The organism is Kitasatospora cystarginea (assembly GCF_039533515.1).
In the GTDB taxonomy this organism is placed as follows: Bacteria; Actinomycetota; Actinomycetes; order Streptomycetales; family Streptomycetaceae; genus Kitasatospora; species Kitasatospora cystarginea.
In genome coordinates this window covers 78,700-100,487 of the sequence record NZ_BAAATR010000011.1, presented here as the reverse complement: position 1 = coordinate 100,487, position 21,788 = coordinate 78,700, and the positions used below count along the sequence as shown (strand labels likewise).

General features: G+C 71.7%; 26 protein-coding genes and 4 tRNA genes. 19 read left to right on the top strand and 11 right to left on the bottom strand.

The window, feature by feature from the left end; translation table 11 throughout:
• Positions 1-40 precede the first annotated feature (40 nt).
• Complete coding sequence (locus ABD369_RS14840) at positions 41-658, top strand: HhH-GPD-type base excision DNA repair protein (RefSeq protein WP_344636845.1); 618 nt, start codon at positions 41-43, stop codon at positions 656-658.
• A 10-nt stretch (positions 659-668) separates the two neighbouring features.
• On the opposite strand, the gene ABD369_RS14835 is transcribed toward ABD369_RS14840, so the two are convergent.
• On the bottom strand, positions 669-881 hold the full coding sequence (locus ABD369_RS14835) for a KTSC domain-containing protein (RefSeq protein ID WP_344636844.1): 213 nt from the start codon (positions 879-881) through the stop codon (positions 669-671).
• 38 nt (positions 882-919) lie between these two features.
• On the opposite strand from ABD369_RS14835, the gene ABD369_RS14830 reads away from it, so the two are divergent.
• Entirely contained in the window at positions 920-1,600 is a 681-nt protein-coding gene (locus tag ABD369_RS14830; protein WP_344636843.1) for a nucleotidyl transferase AbiEii/AbiGii toxin family protein, read from the top strand.
• Between the two features lie 48 nt (positions 1,601-1,648).
• Here the strand turns inward: ABD369_RS14830 and pyrB are convergent, their stop codons facing one another.
• The gene (gene pyrB / locus ABD369_RS14825) at positions 1,649-2,686 is read right to left on the bottom strand and encodes an aspartate carbamoyltransferase (RefSeq protein ID WP_344636842.1); all 1,038 of its coding nucleotides are present in this window, start codon (positions 2,684-2,686) and stop codon (positions 1,649-1,651) included.
• A 185-nt stretch (positions 2,687-2,871) separates the two neighbouring features.
• Positions 2,872-3,393, bottom strand: coding sequence for a YbhB/YbcL family Raf kinase inhibitor-like protein (locus ABD369_RS14820; protein WP_344636841.1), 522 nt, complete (start codon positions 3,391-3,393; stop codon positions 2,872-2,874).
• Between the two features lie 75 nt (positions 3,394-3,468).
• Between ABD369_RS14820 and ABD369_RS14815 the strand changes: the two genes are divergently transcribed.
• From ABD369_RS14815 to ABD369_RS14795, 5 genes are all read left to right on the top strand, one after another.
• Positions 3,469-4,179 carry a rhomboid family intramembrane serine protease gene (locus ABD369_RS14815; RefSeq protein WP_344636840.1) on the top strand — a complete coding sequence of 237 codons (711 nt, stop codon included), beginning with the start codon at positions 3,469-3,471 and terminating at the stop codon, positions 4,177-4,179.
• Positions 4,180-4,270: 91 nt separating this feature from the next.
• The gene (locus ABD369_RS14810) at positions 4,271-5,467 is read left to right on the top strand and encodes a hypothetical protein (RefSeq protein ID WP_344636839.1); all 1,197 of its coding nucleotides are present in this window, start codon (positions 4,271-4,273) and stop codon (positions 5,465-5,467) included.
• A gap of 99 nt (positions 5,468-5,566) precedes the next feature.
• Positions 5,567-6,067 (top strand): hypothetical protein, encoded by a 501-nt coding sequence (locus ABD369_RS14805; RefSeq protein WP_344636838.1) that lies wholly within the window; start codon positions 5,567-5,569, stop codon positions 6,065-6,067.
• A 230-nt stretch (positions 6,068-6,297) separates the two neighbouring features.
• Positions 6,298-6,594 carry a type II toxin-antitoxin system VapB family antitoxin gene (locus ABD369_RS14800; RefSeq protein ID WP_344636837.1) on the top strand — a complete coding sequence of 99 codons (297 nt, stop codon included), beginning with the start codon at positions 6,298-6,300 and terminating at the stop codon, positions 6,592-6,594.
• A gap of 244 nt (positions 6,595-6,838) precedes the next feature.
• A complete protein-coding gene (locus tag ABD369_RS14795; RefSeq protein ID WP_344636936.1) occupies positions 6,839-7,582 on the top strand; it encodes a LytR C-terminal domain-containing protein in 744 nt (247 codons plus the stop codon).
• A gap of 92 nt (positions 7,583-7,674) precedes the next feature.
• Here ABD369_RS14795 and upp read toward each other — a convergent pair whose 3' ends face one another.
• Entirely contained in the window at positions 7,675-8,310 is a 636-nt protein-coding gene (gene upp / locus ABD369_RS14790) for a uracil phosphoribosyltransferase (protein WP_344636836.1), read from the bottom strand.
• 117 nt (positions 8,311-8,427) lie between these two features.
• On the opposite strand from upp, the gene ABD369_RS14785 reads away from it, so the two are divergent.
• From ABD369_RS14785 to ABD369_RS14745, 9 genes are all read left to right on the top strand, one after another.
• On the top strand, positions 8,428-8,655 hold the full coding sequence (locus tag ABD369_RS14785) for a hypothetical protein (protein ID WP_344636835.1): 228 nt from the start codon (positions 8,428-8,430) through the stop codon (positions 8,653-8,655).
• 256 nt (positions 8,656-8,911) lie between these two features.
• The gene (locus tag ABD369_RS14780; protein ID WP_425557622.1) at positions 8,912-9,436 is read left to right on the top strand and encodes a tRNA adenosine deaminase-associated protein; all 525 of its coding nucleotides are present in this window, start codon (positions 8,912-8,914) and stop codon (positions 9,434-9,436) included.
• Between the two features lie 29 nt (positions 9,437-9,465).
• Complete coding sequence (gene tadA, locus ABD369_RS14775) at positions 9,466-9,963, top strand: tRNA adenosine(34) deaminase TadA (RefSeq protein WP_344636833.1); 498 nt, start codon at positions 9,466-9,468, stop codon at positions 9,961-9,963.
• A 56-nt stretch (positions 9,964-10,019) separates the two neighbouring features.
• Positions 10,020-10,109 (top strand) — tRNA-Ser (locus tag ABD369_RS14770).
• Between the two features lie 120 nt (positions 10,110-10,229).
• A complete protein-coding gene (locus ABD369_RS14765; protein WP_344636832.1) occupies positions 10,230-10,406 on the top strand; it encodes a hypothetical protein in 177 nt (58 codons plus the stop codon).
• Positions 10,407-10,842: 436 nt separating this feature from the next.
• Complete coding sequence (locus ABD369_RS14760) at positions 10,843-11,031, top strand: hypothetical protein (protein ID WP_344636941.1); 189 nt, start codon at positions 10,843-10,845, stop codon at positions 11,029-11,031.
• 83 nt (positions 11,032-11,114) lie between these two features.
• Positions 11,115-11,408, top strand: a complete 294-nt coding sequence (locus ABD369_RS14755; protein ID WP_344636831.1) for a Dabb family protein — start codon at positions 11,115-11,117, stop codon at positions 11,406-11,408.
• A 257-nt stretch (positions 11,409-11,665) separates the two neighbouring features.
• Positions 11,666-12,508, top strand: coding sequence for an RNA polymerase sigma factor SigF (locus tag ABD369_RS14750; RefSeq protein WP_344636830.1), 843 nt, complete (start codon positions 11,666-11,668; stop codon positions 12,506-12,508).
• A gap of 163 nt (positions 12,509-12,671) precedes the next feature.
• On the top strand, positions 12,672-13,586 hold the full coding sequence (locus tag ABD369_RS14745; protein WP_344636829.1) for an RNA polymerase sigma factor SigF: 915 nt from the start codon (positions 12,672-12,674) through the stop codon (positions 13,584-13,586).
• Between the two features lie 24 nt (positions 13,587-13,610).
• On the opposite strand, the gene ABD369_RS14740 is transcribed toward ABD369_RS14745, so the two are convergent.
• Positions 13,611-14,504, bottom strand: a complete 894-nt coding sequence (locus tag ABD369_RS14740; RefSeq protein ID WP_344636828.1) for a tyrosine-protein phosphatase — start codon at positions 14,502-14,504, stop codon at positions 13,611-13,613.
• A 420-nt stretch (positions 14,505-14,924) separates the two neighbouring features.
• Entirely contained in the window at positions 14,925-15,125 is a 201-nt protein-coding gene (locus ABD369_RS14735) for a hypothetical protein (RefSeq protein WP_344636827.1), read from the bottom strand.
• A gap of 173 nt (positions 15,126-15,298) precedes the next feature.
• Here ABD369_RS14735 and ABD369_RS14730 point away from each other — a divergent pair, with 173 nt between their 5' ends.
• Positions 15,299-16,267: an aldo/keto reductase gene (locus ABD369_RS14730; protein ID WP_344636826.1), complete on the top strand. Its 969-nt coding sequence runs from the start codon at positions 15,299-15,301 to the stop codon at positions 16,265-16,267.
• Positions 16,268-16,496: 229 nt separating this feature from the next.
• Here ABD369_RS14730 and ABD369_RS14725 read toward each other — a convergent pair whose 3' ends face one another.
• Positions 16,497-17,828 (bottom strand): SPFH domain-containing protein, encoded by a 1,332-nt coding sequence (locus tag ABD369_RS14725; RefSeq protein WP_344636825.1) that lies wholly within the window; start codon positions 17,826-17,828, stop codon positions 16,497-16,499.
• A 187-nt stretch (positions 17,829-18,015) separates the two neighbouring features.
• Positions 18,016-19,044: a hypothetical protein gene (locus ABD369_RS14720; RefSeq protein ID WP_344636824.1), complete on the bottom strand. Its 1,029-nt coding sequence runs from the start codon at positions 19,042-19,044 to the stop codon at positions 18,016-18,018.
• Between the two features lie 387 nt (positions 19,045-19,431).
• Between ABD369_RS14720 and ABD369_RS14715 the strand changes: the two genes are divergently transcribed.
• Together ABD369_RS14715 and ABD369_RS14710 are read left to right on the top strand one after the other, a co-directional pair.
• Positions 19,432-19,887: a hypothetical protein gene (locus ABD369_RS14715; RefSeq protein ID WP_344636823.1), complete on the top strand. Its 456-nt coding sequence runs from the start codon at positions 19,432-19,434 to the stop codon at positions 19,885-19,887.
• A 10-nt stretch (positions 19,888-19,897) separates the two neighbouring features.
• Positions 19,898-21,124, top strand: coding sequence for a globin domain-containing protein (locus ABD369_RS14710; protein ID WP_344636822.1), 1,227 nt, complete (start codon positions 19,898-19,900; stop codon positions 21,122-21,124).
• A gap of 82 nt (positions 21,125-21,206) precedes the next feature.
• Here ABD369_RS14710 and ABD369_RS14705 read toward each other — a convergent pair.
• The 3 genes from ABD369_RS14705 to ABD369_RS14695 form a co-directional block, all read right to left on the bottom strand.
• Positions 21,207-21,282: transfer RNA gene (locus ABD369_RS14705), tRNA-Arg, on the bottom strand.
• A 36-nt stretch (positions 21,283-21,318) separates the two neighbouring features.
• A tRNA-Arg gene (locus ABD369_RS14700) sits at positions 21,319-21,394 on the bottom strand.
• 130 nt (positions 21,395-21,524) lie between these two features.
• Positions 21,525-21,618: transfer RNA gene (locus tag ABD369_RS14695), tRNA-Ser, on the bottom strand.
• Positions 21,619-21,788 lie beyond the last annotated feature (170 nt).

Here is a 21,788-nt window from a genome sequence, read left to right as displayed (position 1 = left end):
AGCGGGGACACGCCGCACGCGGGCGGGGAGAATCGCGGGTATGGACGACACCATTCGGCTCGCGCAGCAGCCCGAGGCCGACGAACTGCTCGGCCGCAGCCCGCTCGCCGCACTGACCGGCATGCTGCTGGATCAGCAGGTCCCGATGGAGAAGGCGTTCGCCGGCCCGCTGGCGATCGCGCAGCGGCTCGGTGAGGACGATCTGGACCCGCACCGGATCGCCGCGTACGACCCGGAGGCCTTCGCGGCCCTGCTCTCGGCGAAGCCCGCCGTGCACCGCTACCCCGCGGCGATGGCCAAGCGGATCCAGCAGTTGTGCCAGTACCTGGTGGAGCACTACGACGGCGACGCGCAGGCGGTCTGGCGCGACGCCGCCTCCGGTCGCGAGCTGCTGGACCGGCTCACCGCGCTGCCCGGCTACGGCAAACAGAAGGCGCAGATCTTCCTGGCCCTGCTGGGCAAGCAGTTCGGCGTGACACCGGAGGGCTGGCGCCAGGCCGCCGGCGCGTACGGGGAGGCGGGCAGCTACCGCTCGGTCGCGGACATCACCGGGCCCGAGTCGCTGGAGAAGGTCCGCGCCTTCAAGCAGCAGGCCAAGCGGGAGGCGAAGGCGGCCTCGGCCGCGAAACAGGCCCCCGCCGGCCGGCGGAAGGCCTGACCCGCCCGGGTCAGGCCACCTTCCGGTACTCGTACCGCCCCATGATCGCCCGGTTGAAGTACCGGCCCAGGCTGGACGCGTCGAGCAGCTCCCGGTGGACCCGCCGGGGCACCGCCGTGTACCGGTACACGGCGCTGCTCACGAACTCGAGCTCCAGTACCTGCGCCCGGGCGTCGTAACCCACCGACCGCAGACACGAGGAAGCGACATGATCGCGCACCATCCCTCCATCCTGTGCCCGCCCGCGGCGGAGCGCCCGGCATGAGGCTCAGCCCGGTGCACGAACTGCTGCTGGCGGACCTGCTGGCGGTCGGCGCACCGTACGCCCTGGCGCTCGGCGGGGGCTGCGCGGTGCGGGTCCACGGCCTGGTGGACCGGCCCGCCGAGGTCCTGGGGGTGGCCACCGAGAGCCCGGTGCCGATGGCGGAGATCGCGGCGGAGGTCGGCGCGGGACTGGCCGCGTGCGGCTGGACGGTGCGGCGACTGGGGACGGGGCCGGTGTCGGCCCGGCTGGCGGTGACGGATCCGGTGACCGCTCAGGGGTGCGAGGCCGAGCTGCTCAAGGAGGTGTTCTGGCGTCCCGTGGTGCACACCGAGTACGGGCCGGTGCTGGCGCTCGAGGACGTGGTCGGTACCAGGGTCCGCGCGCTGGCCGACCGGGGCCTGGCCCGCGACCTGGTCGACGTGCACGCGGCCGCCGAGCACTGGAGCCACCCGGAACTGGAGGAGCTCGGACGCCGGCACGCCCGGGGCGAGTTCGACCTCACCGAACTGCAGGCTCGGCTCGCCCGGGCGGACTGGATCGACGACCGCGAGTTCGCCGCCCTCGGCCTGGACGAGGACGCCCGGACCGGGCTCCGCGCCTGGGCCCAGGCCTGGGTCGACGACATCGCCGAACGCCTCATGGAAGAGGCCCCGCCCCAGGACGACGAGACGGACTGACGGCGAGCACCCCCCGAGGGCGCTCGCCGTCGAAGTGGCCCGTTCGCCTCAGTCCCGGTAGAACGGCGCGTCGTCGGGCCCGGTGTACTCCGGCCGGTACCAGGTGGACGGACGCATCGCCGTGCGCACCTGCCGGTCCACCCCGAGCACCGAAGCGAACAGCGCCATCCGCATCGGGATACCGGCGTCGGTCTGCCGGAAGATCGCCAGCCGCGGGTCCTGGTTCAGGTCGGTGCTCAGGTCGTTGGCACCCGGGCGGCTGTCGCGCGGCAGCGGGTGCATGATCACCGTGTCGTCGAGGCAGACCCGGTCCACCAGCGCGCGGTCGATCCGGAACTCGTCGCTGTACGGCAGCGGCTTGTCCTTGAAGCGCTCGGTCTGCAGCCGGGTCGCGTAGACCACGTCCGCGTCCTTGAGGCCACTGCTCGGCTGGGTGCTCTCCTCGACCCGGTGGCCCCGGCTCGCGACCAGCTCCAGCAGCTCTGAGGGCATCCGCAGCTCGGTCGGGGAGACGCAGGAGATGGTCAGGTCCTCGAACTGGGAGAGCAGCTTGATCAGGGAGTGCACGGTACGGCCGTGCTTCAGGTCGCCGACCAGGGCGATCCGGCGGCCGTCCATGCTCTTGCCCAGCCGGCCGAACTCGCGGTGCAGGGTGAACAGGTCGAGCAGCGCCTGGGTCGGGTGCTCACCGGCGCCGTTGCCCGCGTTGATCAGCGGGACGTTGGTGGCCGCCGCGAACTCGTTCATCGAGCTGACCTCGGGGTGCCTCATGACCACCAGGTCGCAGTAGCCGCTGACCACCCGGGCGGTGTCCGCCAACGACTCGCCCTTGGAGATCGAGGTCACCTCCGCACCGGTGGTGCTGGTCACCGCTCCGCCGAGCCGCAGGAACGCGGTCTCGCAGCTCAGCCGGGTACGGGTGCTCGCCTCGAAGAAGAGGCTGGCCATCACCGCCCCCTCCAGCACCCGGGTCACCTGCGCACCCCGGGCCACCGGCACCAGGACGTCGGCGAGTTCGAAGAGCCGCTCCAGTTCGTCCCGGTCGAAGATATCGCTGGACAGAATGTGCTTCCCGGTCAGTGACATGGCGGCTGTGACTTCCTCGGTAGTGCTGCTCGGCGCCGACAGTGTACTTCCCCGGGCCCTGCCGGACCCTGCCGAGCAGTTTCCGCACATTTCCGCACCGGCGAAATCCGGAAAACCCGGACCGCCCCGAATTCTAATTCCGGATAAGGGAATTCGGGGCGGCCTGCGAGGTGCTCCGGGCGGCCTCAGCCGGAGGCGTACTCCGCGGTGATCAGCGCGCGCGCGATGGTGTGGAAGGTGATGTTGAAGCCGATCGCCGCCGCCGGGGTGTCCGGGTTGACGTCGAGGGCCGGGACGTCCAGCGCGTGGACCGCGAAGACGTACCGGTGGGCCGGGCCGGGCGGCGGGGCCGCGCCGTCGTACTTGTGGCCGGGGAAGTCGTTGCGGCCGTGGAAGGATGCCTTGCCGGGCAGGGCGCCGTCCGACGCACCCGCGCCGCGCGCCAGTTCGGTGGTGTCGGCGGGAAGGTTCAGCGCCAGCCAGTGCCACCAGCCGCTGCCGGTCGGCGCGTCGGGGTCGTAGCAGGTGACGGCGAAGCTCCGGGTCCCGGCCGGGGCGCCGGACCAGGCCAGCTGCGGCGACTCGTTCCCGCCGGCGTAGGTGAAGGTGTCGGCGAGCGTGGCACCATCCGTCAGATCACGGCTGGTCAGCTCGAACGATGGGACCTGGGGCAGGAATTCGTACGGCAGGGGTGGGCGGACGCTCATCACAGCACCTTCTTCAACTCGTCGGGCGGTGAATAACCACCCAGCAGTGTAGGAGTCGGCCGTAGAGTCGAAGGCATGGCCACGGACAGTTCCCCCGTACTCGACCCCGCCCGGATGATCGCCGAGGCCCGGCGGGCGTTCTTCACGATGTTCGCCCTGCTCTGCGCGGTCTGGGCGGTCCAACTCGCCAACTGGGCCGACGACTACCGCCTCACCGTCGACTACGGCATCGTGGCCCACCGCCCGAGCCGGCTGGCCGACGTCCTCGCCGCCCCCTTCCTCCATGTCAACTGGCAGCACCTGGAGGGCAATTCAGGACCGCTCTTCATCTTCGGCTTCCTCGCCGCGTACCGCGGGGTGAAGAAGTTCCTCGGCCTCACCCTGCTGGTCGCGCTGACCAGTGGTGCGGCGGTCTGGCTGTTCGAGCGCGACCACGTGGTGACGGTCGGCGCGAGCGGCGTGATCTTCGGGTACTTCGGCTACGTGGTACTGCGCGGCCTGTTCGACCGGAACCTGATCGACTCCCTGATCGGCCTGGTGATGGGCGCCTCCTTCGCCTACCTCCTGACCACCGCCGTCCCCGGCACCCCGGGCGTCAGCTGGCTGGCCCACCTGGGCGGACTGGTCGGCGGCCTCGCGGGCGCCTGGCTCTTCCGCGACCGGACCCGCACCCGCGGCGCCGCGGCCACCGCACCGGCCGCAGTCACCGCACCGGCCGCAGCACCCGGGAGCGCCGACCCGGACCGCGCCCAGCTGCTCAAGGAACTCGACGACCTCGGCCTCTGAGCACCGCCACTCGGGCGACTAGGTATAGACCAATCCCGGCAGCCCGGCTAGCGTGACAGCCCGTACCGCACCACCCAGCCGGAGCCGCCCCGTGGAGTCGTCCGTCCTCGCCTTCGCCACCGACCTGATCGACGAGGGCGCCGAGACCTTCTTCGGCAACCTCAACGACCGGGCCGGCGTCGGCGGCGTCACCCTGGCCTCCGTCTACCACCAGGCCCGCGACGTCTTCCCGCACAACCCACGCCGGGTGGTCCGCTACCTGGAGCCCGGCGCCGCCTACTTCCGTCCGGACCCGGCCCGCTGGGCCGGCCGCCGGCTCGCCCCTCTACCCGCCGCCGCCATCGGCGAGCGCGACCCGTTCGCCGAGGCGGCGGCCGAGGCGCGGCGGCGCGGCCTCAAGCTGCACGCCTGGACGGTCTTCTGCCACAACGACCGCCTCGGCTTCAGCCACCCCGACACCGCCCCGGCCAACGCCTTCGGCGACCGCCACCTGACCGAGCTGTGCCCGGCCAACCCCGAGGTCCGCGAGTACGCGACCACCCTGGTCGGCGAGTTCGCCCGGTACGGCGTGGACGCGATCCGCGCCGAGTCGCTGCACTTCCACGGCCTGCGCCACGGCTACCACCACGAGCGGTACTTCGAGGAGCTCGGTCCGGTGGCCGAGGCCCTGCTCGGCATCTGCTTCTGCCCGCACTGCCAGGCAGCCGCCGCCGCGGCCGGCGTCCCGGCCGCCGAGGTCCGGCAGGCCGTCCAGGACGAGCTGCGCGCCCGTCTCGCGGACGAGCGCCGCGCCGCCGAGCCCGCCGCCCTGGACCGGCTGGCCGACGGCGCGCTGGCGGCGTACCTGGACGCGGCCGCCCGCTCGGTCACCGCGCTCGCGGCCGAGGTGACCGAGGCGGCTGCCGAGCACGGCATGCGGCTGACCTTCATGGACGCCGCCGGCCCGGGCAGGGGCTGGCTGTCCGGCATCGACCTGCCCGCCCTCGCCGGGGCCACCCACCGGATCGAGACCCTCGGGTACGTGAAGACCCCGCAGGCGCTCCGCGAGCAGGTCTCCGCCTTCGCGCTGCACGGGGTGCGGCCCGACTCGATGGCGGTGGTCCTCCGCCCGATGGCCGAGGACTGCGACGGAGCGGACAACCTGGCCGCCAAGCTGCGCACCCTACGCGAACTCGGCGTTCCCGAGGTCGAGTTCTACAACTACGGTCTGATGCGGTTGTCCTCGCTGGACCGGATCGGCCAGGCCCTGCACGGCCGGCCCATGACATCCGTCACGCCGGATCGGTGACGCACCGGCCTGTCGTGCCGCACCGGCCGGACGGCAGAATCGTGATCACCGGCGGGGCGAGCGACGCGAGGCCGGGACCACAGTCTCCGGGGGAACACCATGAGCAGCACCGCCGCCACCGACCTGCCGCAGAACGACGCCGAGCAGCTGGTGATCGTCGGACAGCTCCCCGCCGAAGGCACGCCCGCCGCCGAGCCCCTGCCGACGGTCGCCGAGATGCGGCTGCCCGCCTGGTTCTTCGGCTTCGAGGGCGTCCTGGCCGGCGCGTACGACATCCTGCACGCCTTCCCCGCGGCCTGGCCCGCGCTGCTGGCCCTGCTCGCGGCCAACCTCATCGTCTCGTTCACCATGATGCGCAAGCGGCTCAAGCTGGCGAAGATGCTCTGGCGCGGCAAGGGCACCCGCAAGGTCGCCTTCATGCTGCTCGGCCTGCGCCTGGGCAGCCACGCCCTGCTGGCCGTGATCGGCGTCGTCCTCACCTCCGTCCTGGTGCACCTCCTGTTCGCCCTGGTGATGGCCGCCGTGACGGTCTCCCTGCTCGTCTACACCCAGAAGACCGCCCTGCGCGCCCTGGTCGAGGCCGGCAAGATCACCGCCTGATCCTGGTCCGCTCCCGCTCCCCGCGGCCCGGGTGCCCGACACGGCACCCGGGCCGCACGCTGTCCCGGCACCCGCCGCCGCTTCGCCCTCCTCCGAGCGGCACGAGGAGACGAAAGGCGACAACTGGGACGACAAAAGAGTCCCAAGCCGACCAATCGCCACCCGTCCTCTCCCTCGGGGTTGCGTCGCGCTTGCTGCGCCCCCGGGCGGCGTGACGGTAGGCTTTCCGTGTGATCTTCAAGCGCATCGGCAACGGACGGCCGTACCCGGATCACGGCCGGATCAGCACCCGCCAGTGGGCGGACGTCGCGCCGCGTCCGGTGCGGCTGGACCAGCTGGTGACCACCAAGGGGCAGCTGGACCTCGAAACCCTGCTGGCCGAGGACTCCACCTTCTACGGCGACCTGTTCGCCCACGTGGTGAAGTGGCACGGCGACCTCTACCTGGAGGACGGGCTGCACCGCGCGGTCCGCGCGGCCCTGCAGCAGCGCCAGGTGCTGCACGCGCGCGTGCTCGAGATGGACTGACCTCGGGAAATCCGAGGAATCGAACGCGAACCGAACCCCGGTTGCGCGCGTCCTGATCATCAGTCGCACGCCGGTGTCCGACGCTCGGGGCTCCGGTACATCCTTTCGAGTGCCCTCGTACTCCAGATGATGATCATCCAGTACTCCGCAGCCGCTCCGGCACTAGTGTGCTGGGTACGGATCTGTCGCTGGCCGCACCAATCACCGAGCCTGCCCTGGCAAGAGGGGGAGACTGACCGTGAGCATGTTGACTCCGCAGGGGTTGAAGGGGAAGCAGTACCGGGTCACCGGTAAGTCCTATCCCCGCCTCGGGCGTCCACCTAGCAGGAGCCGCAAGGTACTGGCCGTGGTCGGCGCGGTGCTGGCGCTCGCCCTGATCGCGCTCGGTGGCGTCCAGCTGGTGGGGATCTTCACCAGCAAGGGCAAGTCGCCCAGCGCCCGGGCCTGCGCCTCGCCCAGCGCGAGCGGCAAGGCCCTGGCCGCACCGGCGGCCTCGGGTTCCGCCTCCGGCTCCCCCGCCCCGTCAGGCTCTCCCGCACCCTCCGACGCCCCCTCGGCGGCCGCCTCCGGCTCCCCCGCGAGCAGCCCCGCCGCACCGGCCGCGACCAACACCGCCGTCCCCCAGCCGCAAGCCGTCACGGTGAACGTCTACAACGCCACCGACAAGTCCGGTCTGGCCGCCCGCACGGCGGACGAACTCAAGAAGCGCGGCTTCACCATCGGCAAGGTCGGCAACGCCCCGGCCGCCCTGGACCGCAAGCTGCCCGGCACCGTCCAGGTGATCAGCGGCCCGGCCGGGATGGGCGCGGCCACCCTGCTCGGCTCCCAGAGCGCCGGTTCGACCACCACCACGGACAGCCGGACCGACGCCACCGTCGACTTCGTCATCGGCGACACCTACTCAGCCCTCCTGGAGCCGGCCCAGGCCGCCGCCGCCCTCCAGGCCGCGACCAAGCCCTCCCCCTCCCCGAGCCAGGGCACCTGCTGAAGCCCGTCGAAGGCCGGCCGAAACCAGTGAGCCAGTCGCACCGCTCTGCGGGGTGCGACTGGCTCACTGGTTTCGGCGCAGCTCAGGGACGTTCAGCCCGCCGTGCCGTAGAGGCGGTCGCCCGCGTCGCCCAGGCCGGGGACGATGTAGCCGTTCTCGTTGAGGCGCTCGTCGACCGCCGCCGTCACCACGGTGACCGGCATCCCGGCCAGCTCCCGCTCCATCACCTCGACGCCCTCCGGCGCGGCCAACAGCACCACGGCGGTGACATCGGTGGCGCCACGGTCGATCAGCATCCGGATCGCCGCGACCAGCGTCCCGCCGGTGGCCAGCATCGGGTCGAGGACGTAGACCTGGCGGCCGGAGAGGTCGTCCGGCATCCGGGTGGCGTAGGTGGACGCCTCCAGCGTCTCCTCGTTGCGGATCATGCCGAGGAAGCCCACCTCGGCGGTCGGCAGCAGCCGGGTCATGCCGTCCAGCATGCCGAGCCCGGCCCGCAGGATCGGCACCACCAGCGGACGCGGATAGCTCAGCCGGGTGCCGTTGGTGACGGCGACCGGAGTGGTGATCTCCACCTGGTCCGTACGGACGTCCCGGGTGGCCTCGTACGCGAGCAGGGTGACCAGCTCGTCGGTCAGCCGCCGGAAGGTCGGCGAGTCGGTGCGCTCGTCGCGCAGGGTGGAGAGCTTGTGGGCGACCAGCGGATGGTCGACGACATGGAGACGCATAGTCCGACGATAACGGGCTTGGGCACATACGTACGACTTGCCGGAAGCGCGGGCCTATGACGGAACCGAGACCTTTCCCGTGGTATCAACCGAACACTTCTGGGAAGGTCGGACCATATGAAGAGCAATCCGGCGCGAACATCAGCCGCTGATGCGGCGGGCGAGCCCGGCTCGACGGACGAGTCCCAGGGCGCCCCCGAGACCCCGGCGGAGCGGCGCAGACGGCGCGCCGTCTTCCTGCGCGAACTCGCCGAGGCGCGCGAGCTGCGCGAGCGGGTGCAGCCCCGGCGCACCAAGGAGCGCCGAATGCGCGAAGCGATGCGGATGCGAACCTTCCGGATCTGACGGAGCCACCGACCCCTCCGTCCGTCCTCGACCGGCCATTCCGACACGACCTGCGAAGACGCGCTGCCGAACACCCCCCGCAGCGGCAGCCTTTCTGTCACGATGCCGGAGGGACGGTCCGAACAGCGGACCGCCTCCGGCGCGGGGGCGGCCAGGCCGCGTTCGCCCGTGATCGCCTACAGCCGAGACCAACTTGGGAGTGTCCCTGGTGGCGTACTTCGCTGCAGTGCTTGCTCGCACCGATGGCGGGTGGGACGTGAGCGAGACAGAACTAGACGAGGTCGAGACCCTGGCCGATCTGGCCGACCTGGCCCGCGAGGCCGCCCAGGACGACGACAGCGTCCTGGTCTTCATCGAACAGGAAGACGCGTGGTTCGCCGTGATCCGGGTGGACGGCGAGGACGACCCGCGGATCTTCGTCTCCGACGGCGCCGCCGCGGCCCGCAGCTCCTACGGCGCGGTGCTCACCGACGAGCTGGTGGACCGGGTCGGTGACAGCGACTTCGACGACGACTTCGACACCCTGGTGGCGGAGCTGGACGACGAGGACGCCGGTGCCGAGGCCGACAGCGAGGTGGAGGACGAGGAGGAGGACGAGCGGGACGCCGGATCCGGCGCGGTGCCGGTCGGCCCGCTCGGCGACTTCGAGTTGCTGGCCGACCTCGGGATCACCGCCGGCGAACTGGTCGAGCTCAGCGGCGAGGGCGCCGCCCCCGGCGACGCGCTGTCCGAGATCGCCGAGGCGCTCGGCTGCGGCGAGGTTCTGGAGGCGGTGCGGTAACCGTCCCGCCGGTGCCCGACACTGGTGCCATGCAGATCGCTCCCCTCCCGGCCCCCGTACGCCCCGATCCGGTACGCGACCGCTGGACGGACCGGATGCGCCTCGCCATCGCCGAGGCCGCGCTGGCCACCGCCACCGGCGACGTACCGGTCGGGGCGCTCGTCTTGGGCCCCGACGGAACGGTCATCGGGCGTGGCCACAACGAGCGCGAGGCGATCGGCGACCCGACCGCGCACGCCGAGATGGTCGCGATCCGGCAGGCCGCCGAGAAGGTCGGGGAGTGGCGCCTGGGCGGCTGCACCCTCGTGGTCACCCTGGAGCCGTGCACCATGTGCGCGGGGGCGATCGTGCTCTCCCGGCTGGACCGGGTGGTCTACGGCGCCCTGGACGAGAAGGCCGGGGCGACAGGTTCGCTCTTCGACGTGGTCCGCGACCGCCGCCTCAACCACCGCCCCGAGGTGATCCCCGGGGTGCTCGCCGAGGAGTGCGCCGAGCAGCTGCGCGCCTTCTTCGACACCCAGCGCTGAGGCCTCCGCCGATACGGATTTCGTTCCTGACGGGACCGTCCGGTAGAGTTCCCCTCGGTAGCGTGTCCGAGCGGCCAAAGGAGCACGCCTCGAAAGCGTGTGTGGGGGCAACTCCACCGTGGGTTCGAATCCCACCGCTACCGCCATAAATTGGCAAAGGGTCCGGACTGAAGGCAGTCCGGACCCTTTGTCGTACATCCGAGGGTTCTATGCTGATCCCCGCATCGTCGGCACAGGGCGGGCGTGCACACAGGAGGAACCCGCTGATGGAGAGCCAGATCGTTCACAAGGCCGCATTCCTGCTGCACGACTGCAACGAGCCCGAGCAGGTCGTGGTGGAGCGCCTCAAGGAGTACTTCCCCTCGCTGTCCCTGACCGAGCGCGAGCGCTACGTGTCCGAGGCGTGGGACCAGGTGCACGGCCAGGGCGTTCCGGAGGCCTGAGCCGCCGTCGACGACCAAGCCGGTACGACGAGCTGACGACCGGCATGGCAACGGCTCCGCGCTCGCCCGGGGGTGACCACCACCGCCCGGGAGTGCGGAGCCGTTCTCGCGGCCGCTGCCGGCCTTCGAGGGGGGAGCGGCCTTTGGGGGGAACCACTCCCCCGCCGGAGTCCCACAACCGGTGCCACTCGGGGGGAAGCCGCGGCACCCGGTCCCACAGCGGGGAGCTCCGGATCCATGCACCGCGGGATTCCTGCCAGATCCCCGGTACACCACCCATCGTGCTGCACGGCCGGGGCCCGGGCACCCGGAGAAAGGCCCCTGTCGCCGGGACCTTCGTCCCACCGGCCGAACGCGTCTGTCACCCGATCGGCCATCCGGTGGATAAGCTGCCGAACAGGTAGCGGAGGGGCGCCCGGGGAAGGGCCGGCGGCCCATGGCAGGGAGGCAGGCCGGGGCGATGGCGCAGGCAAAGAAGATCGGCATGTACCTGCTGCTCATCTTCGTGGTCTACACGATCATCACGTCGCCGACCAGGGCGGCGGAGCTGGTGCAGTCGGGATTCGTGGGGATCTCGGACGCCGCCAAGGCGGTGGGGACCTTCATGACGGGACTGGTGAAGTGACCGATACGCCCCCTGCTGCACCGCCGGAGCCCGGGCCGATACGGTGACCGGGTTCACCAACCTCGACCGCTAGGAGCGGCACTGTGATCCGGCACCTGGTCCTCTTCAAGCTCAACGAAGGCGTCGGCAAGGACGACGAGCGCGTGCTCGCCGGAGCCAAGGCCTTCGAGGAACTCGGTTCGCTGATCCCCGAGCTGCACGAGTGGGAGTGCGGCTGGAACACCACCGAGCGCGACATCGCCTACGACTACGCGATCAACAGCCTGGTCGCCGACCGCGACGCGCTGCAGGCCTACCTCACCCACGAGGCGCACCAGGCCGCGGCGGCGCAGTGGCGCGAGTTCGCCACCTGGGTGATCGCCGACATCGAGGTCTGAGGCCCCGACGACAACACCGGTCGTACCCGTACGACCCCCAGGCCCCCCGGCCGCCACTGAGCCCGGGGGGCCTTCGGCTACCGGCGACCCTCCCCAATGATCCGCCAACACGCCTAAATGTGGTGCTTGCCCGGACTACAAGCGACTTGTGATGCTATGACCGGTTTTGCCGGACCTGGCGAGGTGGTGAGGACGACCCAAGGACCGCGCAGCAGTGGCTCGGACCGGAATAGTCGATCAAGGGAGGGTGACGTTCCGTGCGGACCCAGGACAGCGCGCCGGAGGCCGGCGAGGAGGGGTCATCCGGATCCTCCGGCGGCCGGCCGGGCGCCGGTCGCGGCTCGGTGGACGTCAGGACGCTGACCCGGGTCCTCTTCGAGCGGATGAGCGAACTGCCACCGGACGCGCCGGAGCGCGAGCGGGTGCGGGCCGCGCTGATCGAAATCAACATTCCGCTGGTGCGCTACGCCGCGACCCGGTTCCGCAGTCGGAACGAGCCGATGGAGGACATCGTCCAGGTCGGCACCATCGGACTGATCAACGCCATCGACCGGTTCGACCCGACCCGGGGGGTGCAGTTCCCGACGTACGCGCTGCCGACCATCCTCGGCGAGATCAAGCGCTACTTTCGGGACAACGTCCGCACCATGCACGTACCGCGCCGACTGCAGGAGCTGTGGGTGCAGGTCAGCGGCGCCATGGAGGAACTCACGGTGGTGCACGGCCGAGTGCCCAGGGTGCCCGAGATCGCCGCCAACCTGCGGATTCCCGAAGAGGACGTCCGGGCCTGCCTGGACGCCGGGCGGGCCTACAACGCCGCCTCGTTGGAGGCCGCGCAGGAGCACGAGGGCGGACTCGCCCTGCTGGACCGGCTCGGCTACGAGGACTCCGCGCTGACCGACGTCGAGCACCGGGACATGGTCCGCCACCTGCTCGTCCAACTCCCCGAACGGGAGCGGCGGATCATCATGCTGCGATTCTTCGCCAACCTGACGCAGTCCCAGATCTCCACCGAACTGGGCATGTCGCAGATGCACGTCTCCCGACTACTGTCGAGGATCCTGACCCGGCTGCGGACCGGAAACTCCTGGGAGGAGTGAACCGAACCCCGCCGGGGGGTTGCTGCGCGTTACTGCGACGTGACATCTTGCGACGGTCGGGTTTGCCGAGACGCGTGTTCCGGTATGGAGCTGGAGGGCCGCCCAGCCGGGAACTGTCGCTCGGTAGTGCCCGTTGTACTGTCAGTCACGAGGGGGTGGGTGCATGTCCGCAGAGCTGGGCGCTGCCGAGATCCAGGGCACGACCACGGTCGCCGAGTTTCCCGTGTTGTTGCAGAGTGATCCGCCACCGGTGCCCGAGCCCGCCGCGTCCGGGCCCGCGCCCGCGGCGCTGCCCGCCGCCGTCCCCGAGGGCCGGACGCTGGACACCCGGACACTCTCCCGTTCGCTGTTCCAGCGGCTGGCCGCCCTGGAGATGGGCAGCGACGAGCACACCTACGTCAGGGACACCCTGATCGAGCTCAACCTGCCGCTGGTGCGGTACGCCTCGGCGCGGTTCCGCAGCCGGAACGAGCCGATGGAGGACATCGTCCAGGTCGGCACCATCGGACTGATCAAGGCGATCGACCGGTTCGACCCGGAGCGCGGGGTGGAGTTCCCGACCTTCGCGATGCCGACGGTGGTCGGCGAGATCAAACGCTTCTTCCGGGACACCAGCTGGTCGGTCCGGGTGCCCAGGCGCCTGCAGGAGCTGCGGCTGGCGCTGACCAAGGCCGGCGACGAGCTCTCCCAGAAGCTGGACCGCTCCCCCACCGTGACCGAGCTGGCCGCCTTCCTCGGGGTGAGCGAGGAGGACGTGGTCGAGGGCCTGGCGGTCGGGAACGCGTACACCGCGAGCTCGCTGGACTCCACGCCCGGCGAGGAGGAGGGCGAGGGCCCGCTGGCGGACCGGCTCGGCTACGAGGACCTGGCGCTGGAGGGGGTCGAGTACCGGGAGTCGCTGAAGCCGCTGCTGGCCAAACTGCCGCCGCGGGAGCGGCGGATCATCATGCTGCGATTCTTCGGCAACCTCACCCAGTCGCAGATCGGCGAGGAGATCGGCATCTCGCAGATGCACGTCTCCCGGCTGCTCACCAAGACGCTGACCCAGCTGCGCGCCGGGCTGATCAGCGAGAGCTGACCGCCCGGCGGCCGGTCCCGCTGCTCAGTCGGTGAGGAGGTTGCGCCGCAGGCCGGCCAGGACTTCGTCGTCCAGGCCCAGGCCGTCCCGCCAGAAGTGCTCGAAGGAGTCCCAGCCTGCCTCGACCTCGGCGAAGGCGGTCTCCAGGTAGACCCGCTCGGCCAGGAAGACCGGGAGCAGCAGGCTGGGCTCCTTCATCAGACCACGGGTGCCGAAGCTGTCCACGATGTGCTCGATCAGCGCGGCGGAGCGCTCGTTGGTGAGCAGGTAGTCCTGGAACACGGTGTCGCGGTCGACCCCGAGGGCGGTGAGGACCAGGGCGGTGACCCAGCCGGTGCGGTCCTTGCCGGCCGAGCAGTGGAAGAGCATCGGCACGCCGTCGGGGGCGGCGAGCAGGCGCAGCACGCCGGCGAAGCGCTCCCGGGCCACCGGCGAGGTGACGAACCAGCGGTAGAGGCCGATCATCATCTGTTCGGCCTTGCCGTCGCCGAGGATGGCCCGCTGCCGCTCGGCGTCGCGGTCGGCGAGGGCCTGGCGCATGGCGATGTAGATGTCGAAGTCGGCGGCGAAGATCGGCACGTGGTGCAGGGCCGGGCCGTCCGCCTCGACGGAGGGCACGGGCTCGAGCAGCACGGACTCGCCGGCCCCGTCGAGCTCGGCGACCGGCAGGCCGGGGATCCGGTCGGGCCCGGCCTCGCGGACCTCGTCCAGGCTGCGCAGGTCGACGACTATGCGCAGGCCGGCCGCAGCGAGGATCGCCCGGTCCTCCTCGGTGGTGCGGTTCATGGCGTCGGCGCGCAGCGCGACGCCGTGCCGCAGGGTGCGGCCGTCCCGGGTCCGGTAGCCACCGAGGTCGCGGGCGTTGGCCGCCCCCTTGAGGCCGAGGCTGCGGGCGGTCTCGGTGGTCTGCTGGGTCACGGGCTGTCCTCCGGAGGCACGGTCGTACGGGTGAGCGGCACGAGAACGGGCGTTGGTTTGGTGGGGACGAGTACGAAAATTCGTACGACCCGATCAGTGTATTGGGCGACTTCGGGGAGGCACCGGAGCACGGTGGACCGCTCCGGGCCGGACGCCGGGAGCCGGAGGGGAGTCCGGCGCGTACGGGCGGCACGCCGCCTTCGCCGGGGGGGCGACCGCTGTCGCGTGCCGGAACGGACGGACCGGTGCCGCCCGGACGGACGTGAGCTGACGACGGCACAGTTGGCTCGCCGGAGACCGGGCACCGGGTGTCAGCGCCCCGGTCCGGTAGCTGGAACTGGATGCCTGGCGGCGGCCCCGCTGGGACCATCCGCCAGGCACGGGGAACAGGCCGTCGCAACCGTCCGACGGCGGGTGCGGTTACTTGACGGCGAGCCAGATCACTGCGGCCACCACGGCGATCGCCACGACGACGACGCCGATGATCAGACCGCTACGGTTGTTGCTGGAGGCGCTGCCGTACGTGGACACGGAACCCGGGGCCTGGGGAGCGGGGGTCTCCTCCACGAACGCCCGGAACATCTGGGTGCTACCGGCGGGGTCGTAGTCGTTGTCAGCCATGGCAGGGACTCTAGCCAACCCGCGAGGTCAAAGGACACCCCGGACCCCCGGAAGTGGGCATGCCAGCCCGTCACCCCGGACTGACGGCCACTCGCCGGGCCCGCGTACGACAAGCTCGTGAAGACGTGGCCGGGTTGGAAGGCAAGCGCGCGGCAATCGGGTTGAATCCGGTCATGACCGACAATCACAGTGACGCTCCCCACAGGGTGACCCTCGGCACGTCGGACCTGGCCGTCTCCCCGCTGTCGCTCGGCGGCAACGTGTTCGGCTGGACGGCGGACGAGGCGCAGTCGTTCGCCGTGCTCGACGCCTACGCGGCCGGCGGCGGCAACTTCGTCGACACCGCCGACGTCTACTCGGCCTGGGTCCCCGGCAACACCGGCGGCGAGTCGGAGACCATCATCGGCAACTGGCTCCGCAGCCGCGGCAATCGCGCGGACATCGTTATCGCCACCAAGGTCGGTGCGCACCCGGAGGCCAGCGGACTCAAGACGGCGAACATCAGGTCCGCCACCGAGGAGTCGCTGCGCCGCCTCGGCGTCGACCACATCGACCTCCTCTACACCCACCGGGACGACCTGGAGGTCCCGGTCGAGGAGTTCGTCACCGCGCTCGACGCCCTGGTCCGCGAGGGCAAGGTCCGGCACGTCGCCGCGTCCAACATCAGTGCCGAGCGGCTCACCGAGGCCCTGGAGTTCTCCGCCCGCGAGGGCCTGGCCGCGTACATCGCAGTCCAGCCGCACTACAACCTGGTCTCCCGGGACACCTACGAGGGCCCGCTGGCCGAGGCCGTCGCGGCCCACGGCCTCTCGGCCGTGCCGTACTTCGCGCTCGCCTCGGGCTTCCTCACCGGTAAGTACCGGCCGGACGGCGGCGCGGTGGAGAGCGCCCGCTCGCAGGGTGCCGCCCGCTACCTGGAGGACCCGCGCGGCCCCAAGGTGCTGGCCGCACTGGACCAGGTCGCCGAGGCGCACGGCGCCGAGCTCGCCTCGGTCGCGCTGGCCTGGCTCGCCGCCCAGCCGACCGTCGCCGCGCCGATCGCCAGTGCGCGCACCGTCGAGCAGCTACCTCCGCTGCTGGCGGCGGCGCGGCTGCGGCTGACGGCGGACGAGCTGGCGCTGCTGGACTCCGTCTCCGCCTGACCGGCTGAGTCCCACGGGCGGTGGGCGGCGCCCCCCTTGCCTGTCCACAGCCTGTGGACAGGCAAGGGGCTTTCCGGCGGCGGACCGCGGCCCTAGGGGTACGAAATGGTCTCCGGACGCCTTGGGAAGGGCCGCCGGTGCCGGCCGACCCAGCGGCCCTCGGCCGGTACAAACGCCGCCGCACAGGTGGCGCGAGCCAGGTCGGCCGGGAGTGCGGCGGCCGCCCTCACTAGGGCTTCGCCTCCTTCCGCTCGGCCCGGAAGGCCGGGCCCGGTACCGGGGCGGTGACCCCCGCGGGTGCCATGAAGGCAACCAGCAGCTGCTCCGTCAGCGACCGGCGCGCCGCCTCGTCCAGCTCGCGCGCGGTGGCGTGCTCCAGCCGCCGGACCGCGAGCGTGGCGGCCTCTACCGCGTCGTCCACGAGCACCGTACGCAGGTCCGCGTCCAGGTCGGCGAGTCGGCGGCGGCGCATGCTCTCGGCGACCTCGGGCGCGTAGTCGAGGGCGAGCGGCTGCACCGAGTACACCTCGATGCCCACCGCTGCGACCTCGGCGGCCAGCGCCCGGGTCAACTTGCCGGCGAACCACTCCCCGTCACGCAGTGCGGGACCGGATGCGGAGTCGCTGTCGCACGGCAACGCGCTGGCGGTTACGGTGAGCACGGCGTGCACCTGCTCGCGCAGGTACTGCTCGTGATCGGCGACGGCCATCACGGCGCGGGCCGTGTCCTTCACCCGCCACACGATCAGCAGCCTCACCACGATGGGCGTTCCGTCCCGGTCGGTGACGTCGACCGGCTCGCTGCGCCAGTGGCGCAGCCTCCCGTCGACCACGCGGCGGCTCAGCAGCGGATTCACCCAGACCAGCCCGGTCCGGCGGACGGTGCCCCGGTAGCGGCCACAGCGGGTGAGCACCCGGGTCTGGCCGCCCCCGTTCGCCAGCAGGCCGCAGGCGGCCGACGCCGCGATCAGGCCGGCGGCGCAGGCGGCGGCCCACTCGGCGATGCCGAACCCGGTCTGCCCGCCGCCGCGGAGGTCCGGCAGCCCGGGGAGCCTCGGCAGGACGCCGGTCCGGACGAGCAGCACGGCCAGCGCGGTGGCGGAGGAGAGCAGTACCAGCAGGGCGATCCAGCCGGGGATCGCGCGGGCGCGGTACTCACACGGCCACTGGTCGCTCCTGGGCGGGCGGCGCGCCGTATCCGTCTCGTCCAGCGCGTCAGGGCCGGACGAGACGGCCGGGCCGGCCAGATCGGCCAGCTGGGCGGTAAATGCGGGCCCCGCCAGGGGGCTGGGCGCGGCGAACGGACCGGCCAGGGGGCTGGGCGAGGCGAACGGACCGGCCAGCCTTCGCCGGTCGGCGCCGTCCGCTGCCGGGTACCGGGCCAGCGGCAGGGTGTCGGCCATGTCGAGCTCGTCCTCGGCCGGCTTCCGGCCCGACTCGGTCGGCGGCCGGGCGGCCGCCTCGGCGACGGCCCGGTAGAACTGGGCGGCGCCCGACGGCGGCTCGGGCCTGCCCGGCAGCCGGGGGTCGGGTCGTGGCGAAGAATCGCGGGTGACGTCCATGCACGGATCCTCAGGGTCGGTGTGTCGCGCGACGGCCTGCCCGGATCTGCCGGGCGGCGCCGGACGCAGACTTCTCTGACAGTCCATCAAAATGCCGCGTTAGGCACATATCCGGCATAGTTGGGCATTTCCGATAAAGTGTCACCCTGAAGACCCAGTCACAGCCGCGCCGGTGTAGGCCGCCCGCCTACCACCCCTGCCGGCGGCGGCCGGTTGCCCGGCCAAGGCCCCGGCGGACCAGCAGACCTACGGCGATGAGGAAGAACAGGGCCGTACAGAGCGCGCTGCGCCAGGCGTCCATGGACGTGCGGTGCGTGACGAGCGCCGGCGGGACGTCCGGCGGACCGGCGAGGGCGCGGACCGGCCGCTCTTCGGGCTGCTCCGGAGCTTCGCCCGCAGCCGCCTTCGCCCCGGACTGCCCGCCAGACTGCCCTGCGGCCGGGGACGCGACCGACGAAGCGGGCGCGGCAGAAGCCGAGGCAACGGGCGAAACCGCGGCCGTCGGCACGGCCGAGGACGTACCGCCGGCCCCCGCCGACTTGGGGAGGACGGCAGCCGGCGCCGAGGGCGCGAACGGTGCAGCCTGCTCGGACGGAATGACGATCGGCAGCAGCTGAGCATCTGCGCTCCGACCGGGCGACGCGTCCGACCGCACCGGCGACGGCTCCTTCGCCGTACCGGTGTTCGAGCTCGGGTGCGACTCCCGACCCACGTCCGGATGCGACTCCCGACCCACGTCCGGGTGCGACTCCCGACCCGCACTCGGGCGCAACTCCCTACCCACGTCCGGATGCAACTCCCTACCCACGTCCGGATGCGACTCCCGACCCGTGTCCGGATGCGACTCCCGGCCCGTGTCCGCGCTCGGGCTCGCCTTCGGACGCCGCGCCCGATCCGCCCGCGGGCGCGGCCCGTCCGCGTAGCCCCGGGCGTCGGCCGCGGACGAGGCCCGCTCACAGCCGGCGGTTCTCCCGTCATCCGCACTGCCGCCCGGGCGAGCCGCGCCGTGGCCGGCCGGGGTGCGGGCGGCGAGGACTCCGGGTGCGGCGGTGGAGCTCACGCCCGACGCGGGCGAGAACTCCAGCTCCACGGTGAGGCCCGACGGCAGCACCGCGCGGCCCTGGCCGGTCCAGGCGTCCGGGCTCTGTTGCGCTCGGGCGATACCCGACCCGACCGTCGAGTTCCAGCCCAGCAGCAGGGCGGTGGTCAGGGTCACGGCACTGGCTCTGGCGACTCTGCGGGGTCCGGGCCCGGTCGGTCCGCACCGGCCTGAGTGGGACGTCGCGGCGGCTTGGGGGGACTGTCGGCTCATCCGGCTCTCCTTACCCGGCCCGCCGTCGGAACCGGCGGTCCGAGGACGGCGTTGACAAGCCCATAACATCCGACAAAAGGGAATCACGATCGAGCGTTCGTCATACCTCGACACCTGGATGGCCGCCCGTTGCCACCCGGTCGGCGGCCACTCTCCCGACGACCCTCAGCCACCGGAAGCGATGCGTTCCGGCCATCTCGTCCGCAGACGATCGAGCTTCCCGCCCAATGGCCGACTCTCCGTCAACTCGGCCTGTTCGAATTGGTCGGAGGCTCAGTAGAGTCAGCGGCCGTGACGACTGACCCAGTTCTCCTCAACGGCGACTTAGCCCTGGTGGAGCCGCGCGAGCCCGAGGCGGCCTGGCGCGTCCACCGCCGTCCGTTCGAGTGCACTTCCGAAGTCCGCAGGCCCCTGGTGCCATACCCCGACGAGCGGCAGCACCGGCAGCGTGCCGCCCACCGTGCGCCTTTCACCTGGCGGGACGATTCCGAAGCACTCACCGGCATCCTGAGCGCCCGGCACACGGGCCACAGCGCGCTCCCGACGCACTTCCCCACCGCCGCGCACTTCCCCACTACCGCGCCCTCCCCCGCCATCGCGCGCTACCCCGCCGTCGCACACCACTCCGCCGGCAAGGCGCGGACGCCTCGGACAGCGCCCTCCCGGGACGCAGCGCACCAGGTCGCCACCGAGGCCATGGGCGGTGCGCCGGCGACGGGCCCCGCACCGACCGGCACCGCCGGCTGAGGGCCGCGCGGTGCCCTTGGACCCCGCGGTGCTCCGGGCCAGCTTCGCCGTCGTCGAGCGCCGCGCCGACCACCTGGTCAAGTACTTCTACGCCCACCTCTTCGCGCACAATCCGGGCGTCCGGGAGCTCTTCCCCACCGAGCTGTCCGAGCAGCGCGAGCGCCTGTTCGCCGCGCTGACCCAGATCGTGCTCCGGCTGGACAGCGGCGAGCGGCTCACTGACTACCTGAGCGCCCTGGGCCGCGACCACCGCAAGTTCCAGGCCTCGGCCGAGCACTACCCCGCCGTCGGCGCCAGCCTGATCGCCGCCATCCGGCACTGCTCCGGCCACTCCTGGACGCCGGAGATCGAGAAGGCCTGGACCGAGGCGTACGCGGTGGTCTCCCGGACGATGCTGCGGGCCACCCGGGCGCTACCGGCCGAGGCGCCGGCCTACTGGGAGGCGGCGGTGACGGCACGTCACCGCGCGGCGCCCGACATCGTGCGGCTCACCCTGTGCCCCGACCGGCCGTACCCCTTCCTGGCCGGGCAGTACCTCTCGCTCTGCTCACCCCGGCGGCCCCGGGTCTGGCGGCCGTACTCGATCGCCAACGCCCCCCGCGCCGACGGCGCGCTGGAACTGCACATCCGCCGGGTGCCGGACGGGCTGCTCAGCACCGCCCTGGTCAACGACGTGGTGCCCGGCGAACGGCTGCTGCTCGGGCCGCCGGTCGGCGACGCCGTGCTGGACCCGCACTCCCTGCGGCCGCTGCTCGCCGTGGCCGGCGGGACCGGCTGGGCGCAGATCAAGTCGCTGGTCGAGCAGCGCGCCGCCTGGGCCCGGCCCGACTCCTCCGCCTGGGCCACGGTCTTCCTCGCCGCCCGGGACGACGCCGACCAGTACGACCTGGACGCGGTCCACGCCCTGGTGGCCCGGCACTCCTGGCTGGAGGTGGTGCTGGCGGCACCCGCCGACGGCACCGACCGGGAGGAGGCCGTCGAACTGCTGCGCGAGGGACTGTACCGGTACGGCGCCCATCGGCGCGGCGGCTGGGCCGGACACGACATCCGGCTCAGCGGCCCGCCGGACCTGGCGCCGGCCGTGGCCGAACTGCTGCTCGCACTGGATGCCGAGCCCGAGCTGATCCGGCACGACCCCGTGCCGCCGACGTTCAACCGGAGCCGGCCGCTGACCTCGTCCGACTGGTTCCTCGACCAGCGCAACGTGCCCTGGATCAACCGCACCGAGCTGGGCTGAACCGGCCCGGGCAGACGAAGTGGATCTTGAAAAAATCCTCCGGAACGACGAAGGCCCCGGACTCTCGTCCGGGGCCTTCGGCTGGTGCGCTCAGCAGGATTCGAACCTGCAACCTCTTGATCCGTAGTCAAGTGCTCTATCCGTTGAGCTATGAGCGCTAGGGACACCCCCGAGGGGGAGCCTTCGCGGCGGTTTGGTGCGCTCAGCAGGATTCGAACCTGCAACCTCTTGATCCGTAGTCAAGTGCTCTATCCGTTGAGCTATGAGCGCTCGCCCTGTCGGCCGGGGCCTGCGGGGCGTTGCGGGGACAACATTACATGACCTGCGACCTGGGACGAAATCCATTGCCCCGGGATGCACGAAGGGCCCCGTCAGCGTGTTGCCGACGGGGCCCTTCCGGTGGCGGAGGCTGAGGGATTTGAACCCTCGATCAGGAATAACCCCGAAACCGCATTAGCAGTGCGGCGCCATAGACCGGACTAGGCGAAGCCTCCTTCACATGGACTGCACCGGCGGACCGGATGCACTCCGTGCGAATGCGATGATGCCACAGCCAGGGGCTCCGACACCAACCACCGCTTACGTTACTAGGCGGGTCATCCAGAGCGCAAAGAAGAATGAGATACTTCAGCCCCCCGAGGAGAGCGCGAGCCGCGAGTCGTAC

Coding starts and splice junctions, on each gene's coding strand:
- upp (WP_344636836.1), bottom strand. CDS start 8,310: ATGCGTCTCCATGTCGTCGACCATCCGCTGGTCGCCCACAAGCTCTCC.
- ABD369_RS14820 (WP_344636841.1), bottom strand. CDS start 3,393: ATGAGCGTCCGCCCACCCCTGCCGTACGAATTCCTGCCCCAGGTCCCA.
- ABD369_RS14785 (WP_344636835.1), top strand. CDS start 8,428: ATGAAGAGCAATCCGGCGCGAACATCAGCCGCTGATGCGGCGGGCGAG.
- ABD369_RS14805 (WP_344636838.1), top strand. CDS start 5,567: ATGAGCAGCACCGCCGCCACCGACCTGCCGCAGAACGACGCCGAGCAG.
- tadA (WP_344636833.1), top strand. CDS start 9,466: ATGCAGATCGCTCCCCTCCCGGCCCCCGTACGCCCCGATCCGGTACGC.
- pyrB (WP_344636842.1), bottom strand. CDS start 2,686: ATGTCACTGACCGGGAAGCACATTCTGTCCAGCGATATCTTCGACCGG.
- ABD369_RS14725 (WP_344636825.1), bottom strand. CDS start 17,828: ATGGACGTCACCCGCGATTCTTCGCCACGACCCGACCCCCGGCTGCCG.
- ABD369_RS14795 (WP_344636936.1), top strand. CDS start 6,839: ATGTTGACTCCGCAGGGGTTGAAGGGGAAGCAGTACCGGGTCACCGGT.
- ABD369_RS14735 (WP_344636827.1), bottom strand. CDS start 15,125: ATGGCTGACAACGACTACGACCCCGCCGGTAGCACCCAGATGTTCCGG.
- ABD369_RS14745 (WP_344636829.1), top strand. CDS start 12,672: ATGTCCGCAGAGCTGGGCGCTGCCGAGATCCAGGGCACGACCACGGTC.
- ABD369_RS14730 (WP_344636826.1), top strand. CDS start 15,299: ATGACCGACAATCACAGTGACGCTCCCCACAGGGTGACCCTCGGCACG.
- ABD369_RS14815 (WP_344636840.1), top strand. CDS start 3,469: ATGGCCACGGACAGTTCCCCCGTACTCGACCCCGCCCGGATGATCGCC.
- ABD369_RS14830 (WP_344636843.1), top strand. CDS start 920: ATGAGGCTCAGCCCGGTGCACGAACTGCTGCTGGCGGACCTGCTGGCG.
- ABD369_RS14760 (WP_344636941.1), top strand. CDS start 10,843: ATGGCAGGGAGGCAGGCCGGGGCGATGGCGCAGGCAAAGAAGATCGGC.
- ABD369_RS14835 (WP_344636844.1), bottom strand. CDS start 881: ATGGTGCGCGATCATGTCGCTTCCTCGTGTCTGCGGTCGGTGGGTTAC.
- ABD369_RS14840 (WP_344636845.1), top strand. CDS start 41: ATGGACGACACCATTCGGCTCGCGCAGCAGCCCGAGGCCGACGAACTG.
- ABD369_RS14765 (WP_344636832.1), top strand. CDS start 10,230: ATGGAGAGCCAGATCGTTCACAAGGCCGCATTCCTGCTGCACGACTGC.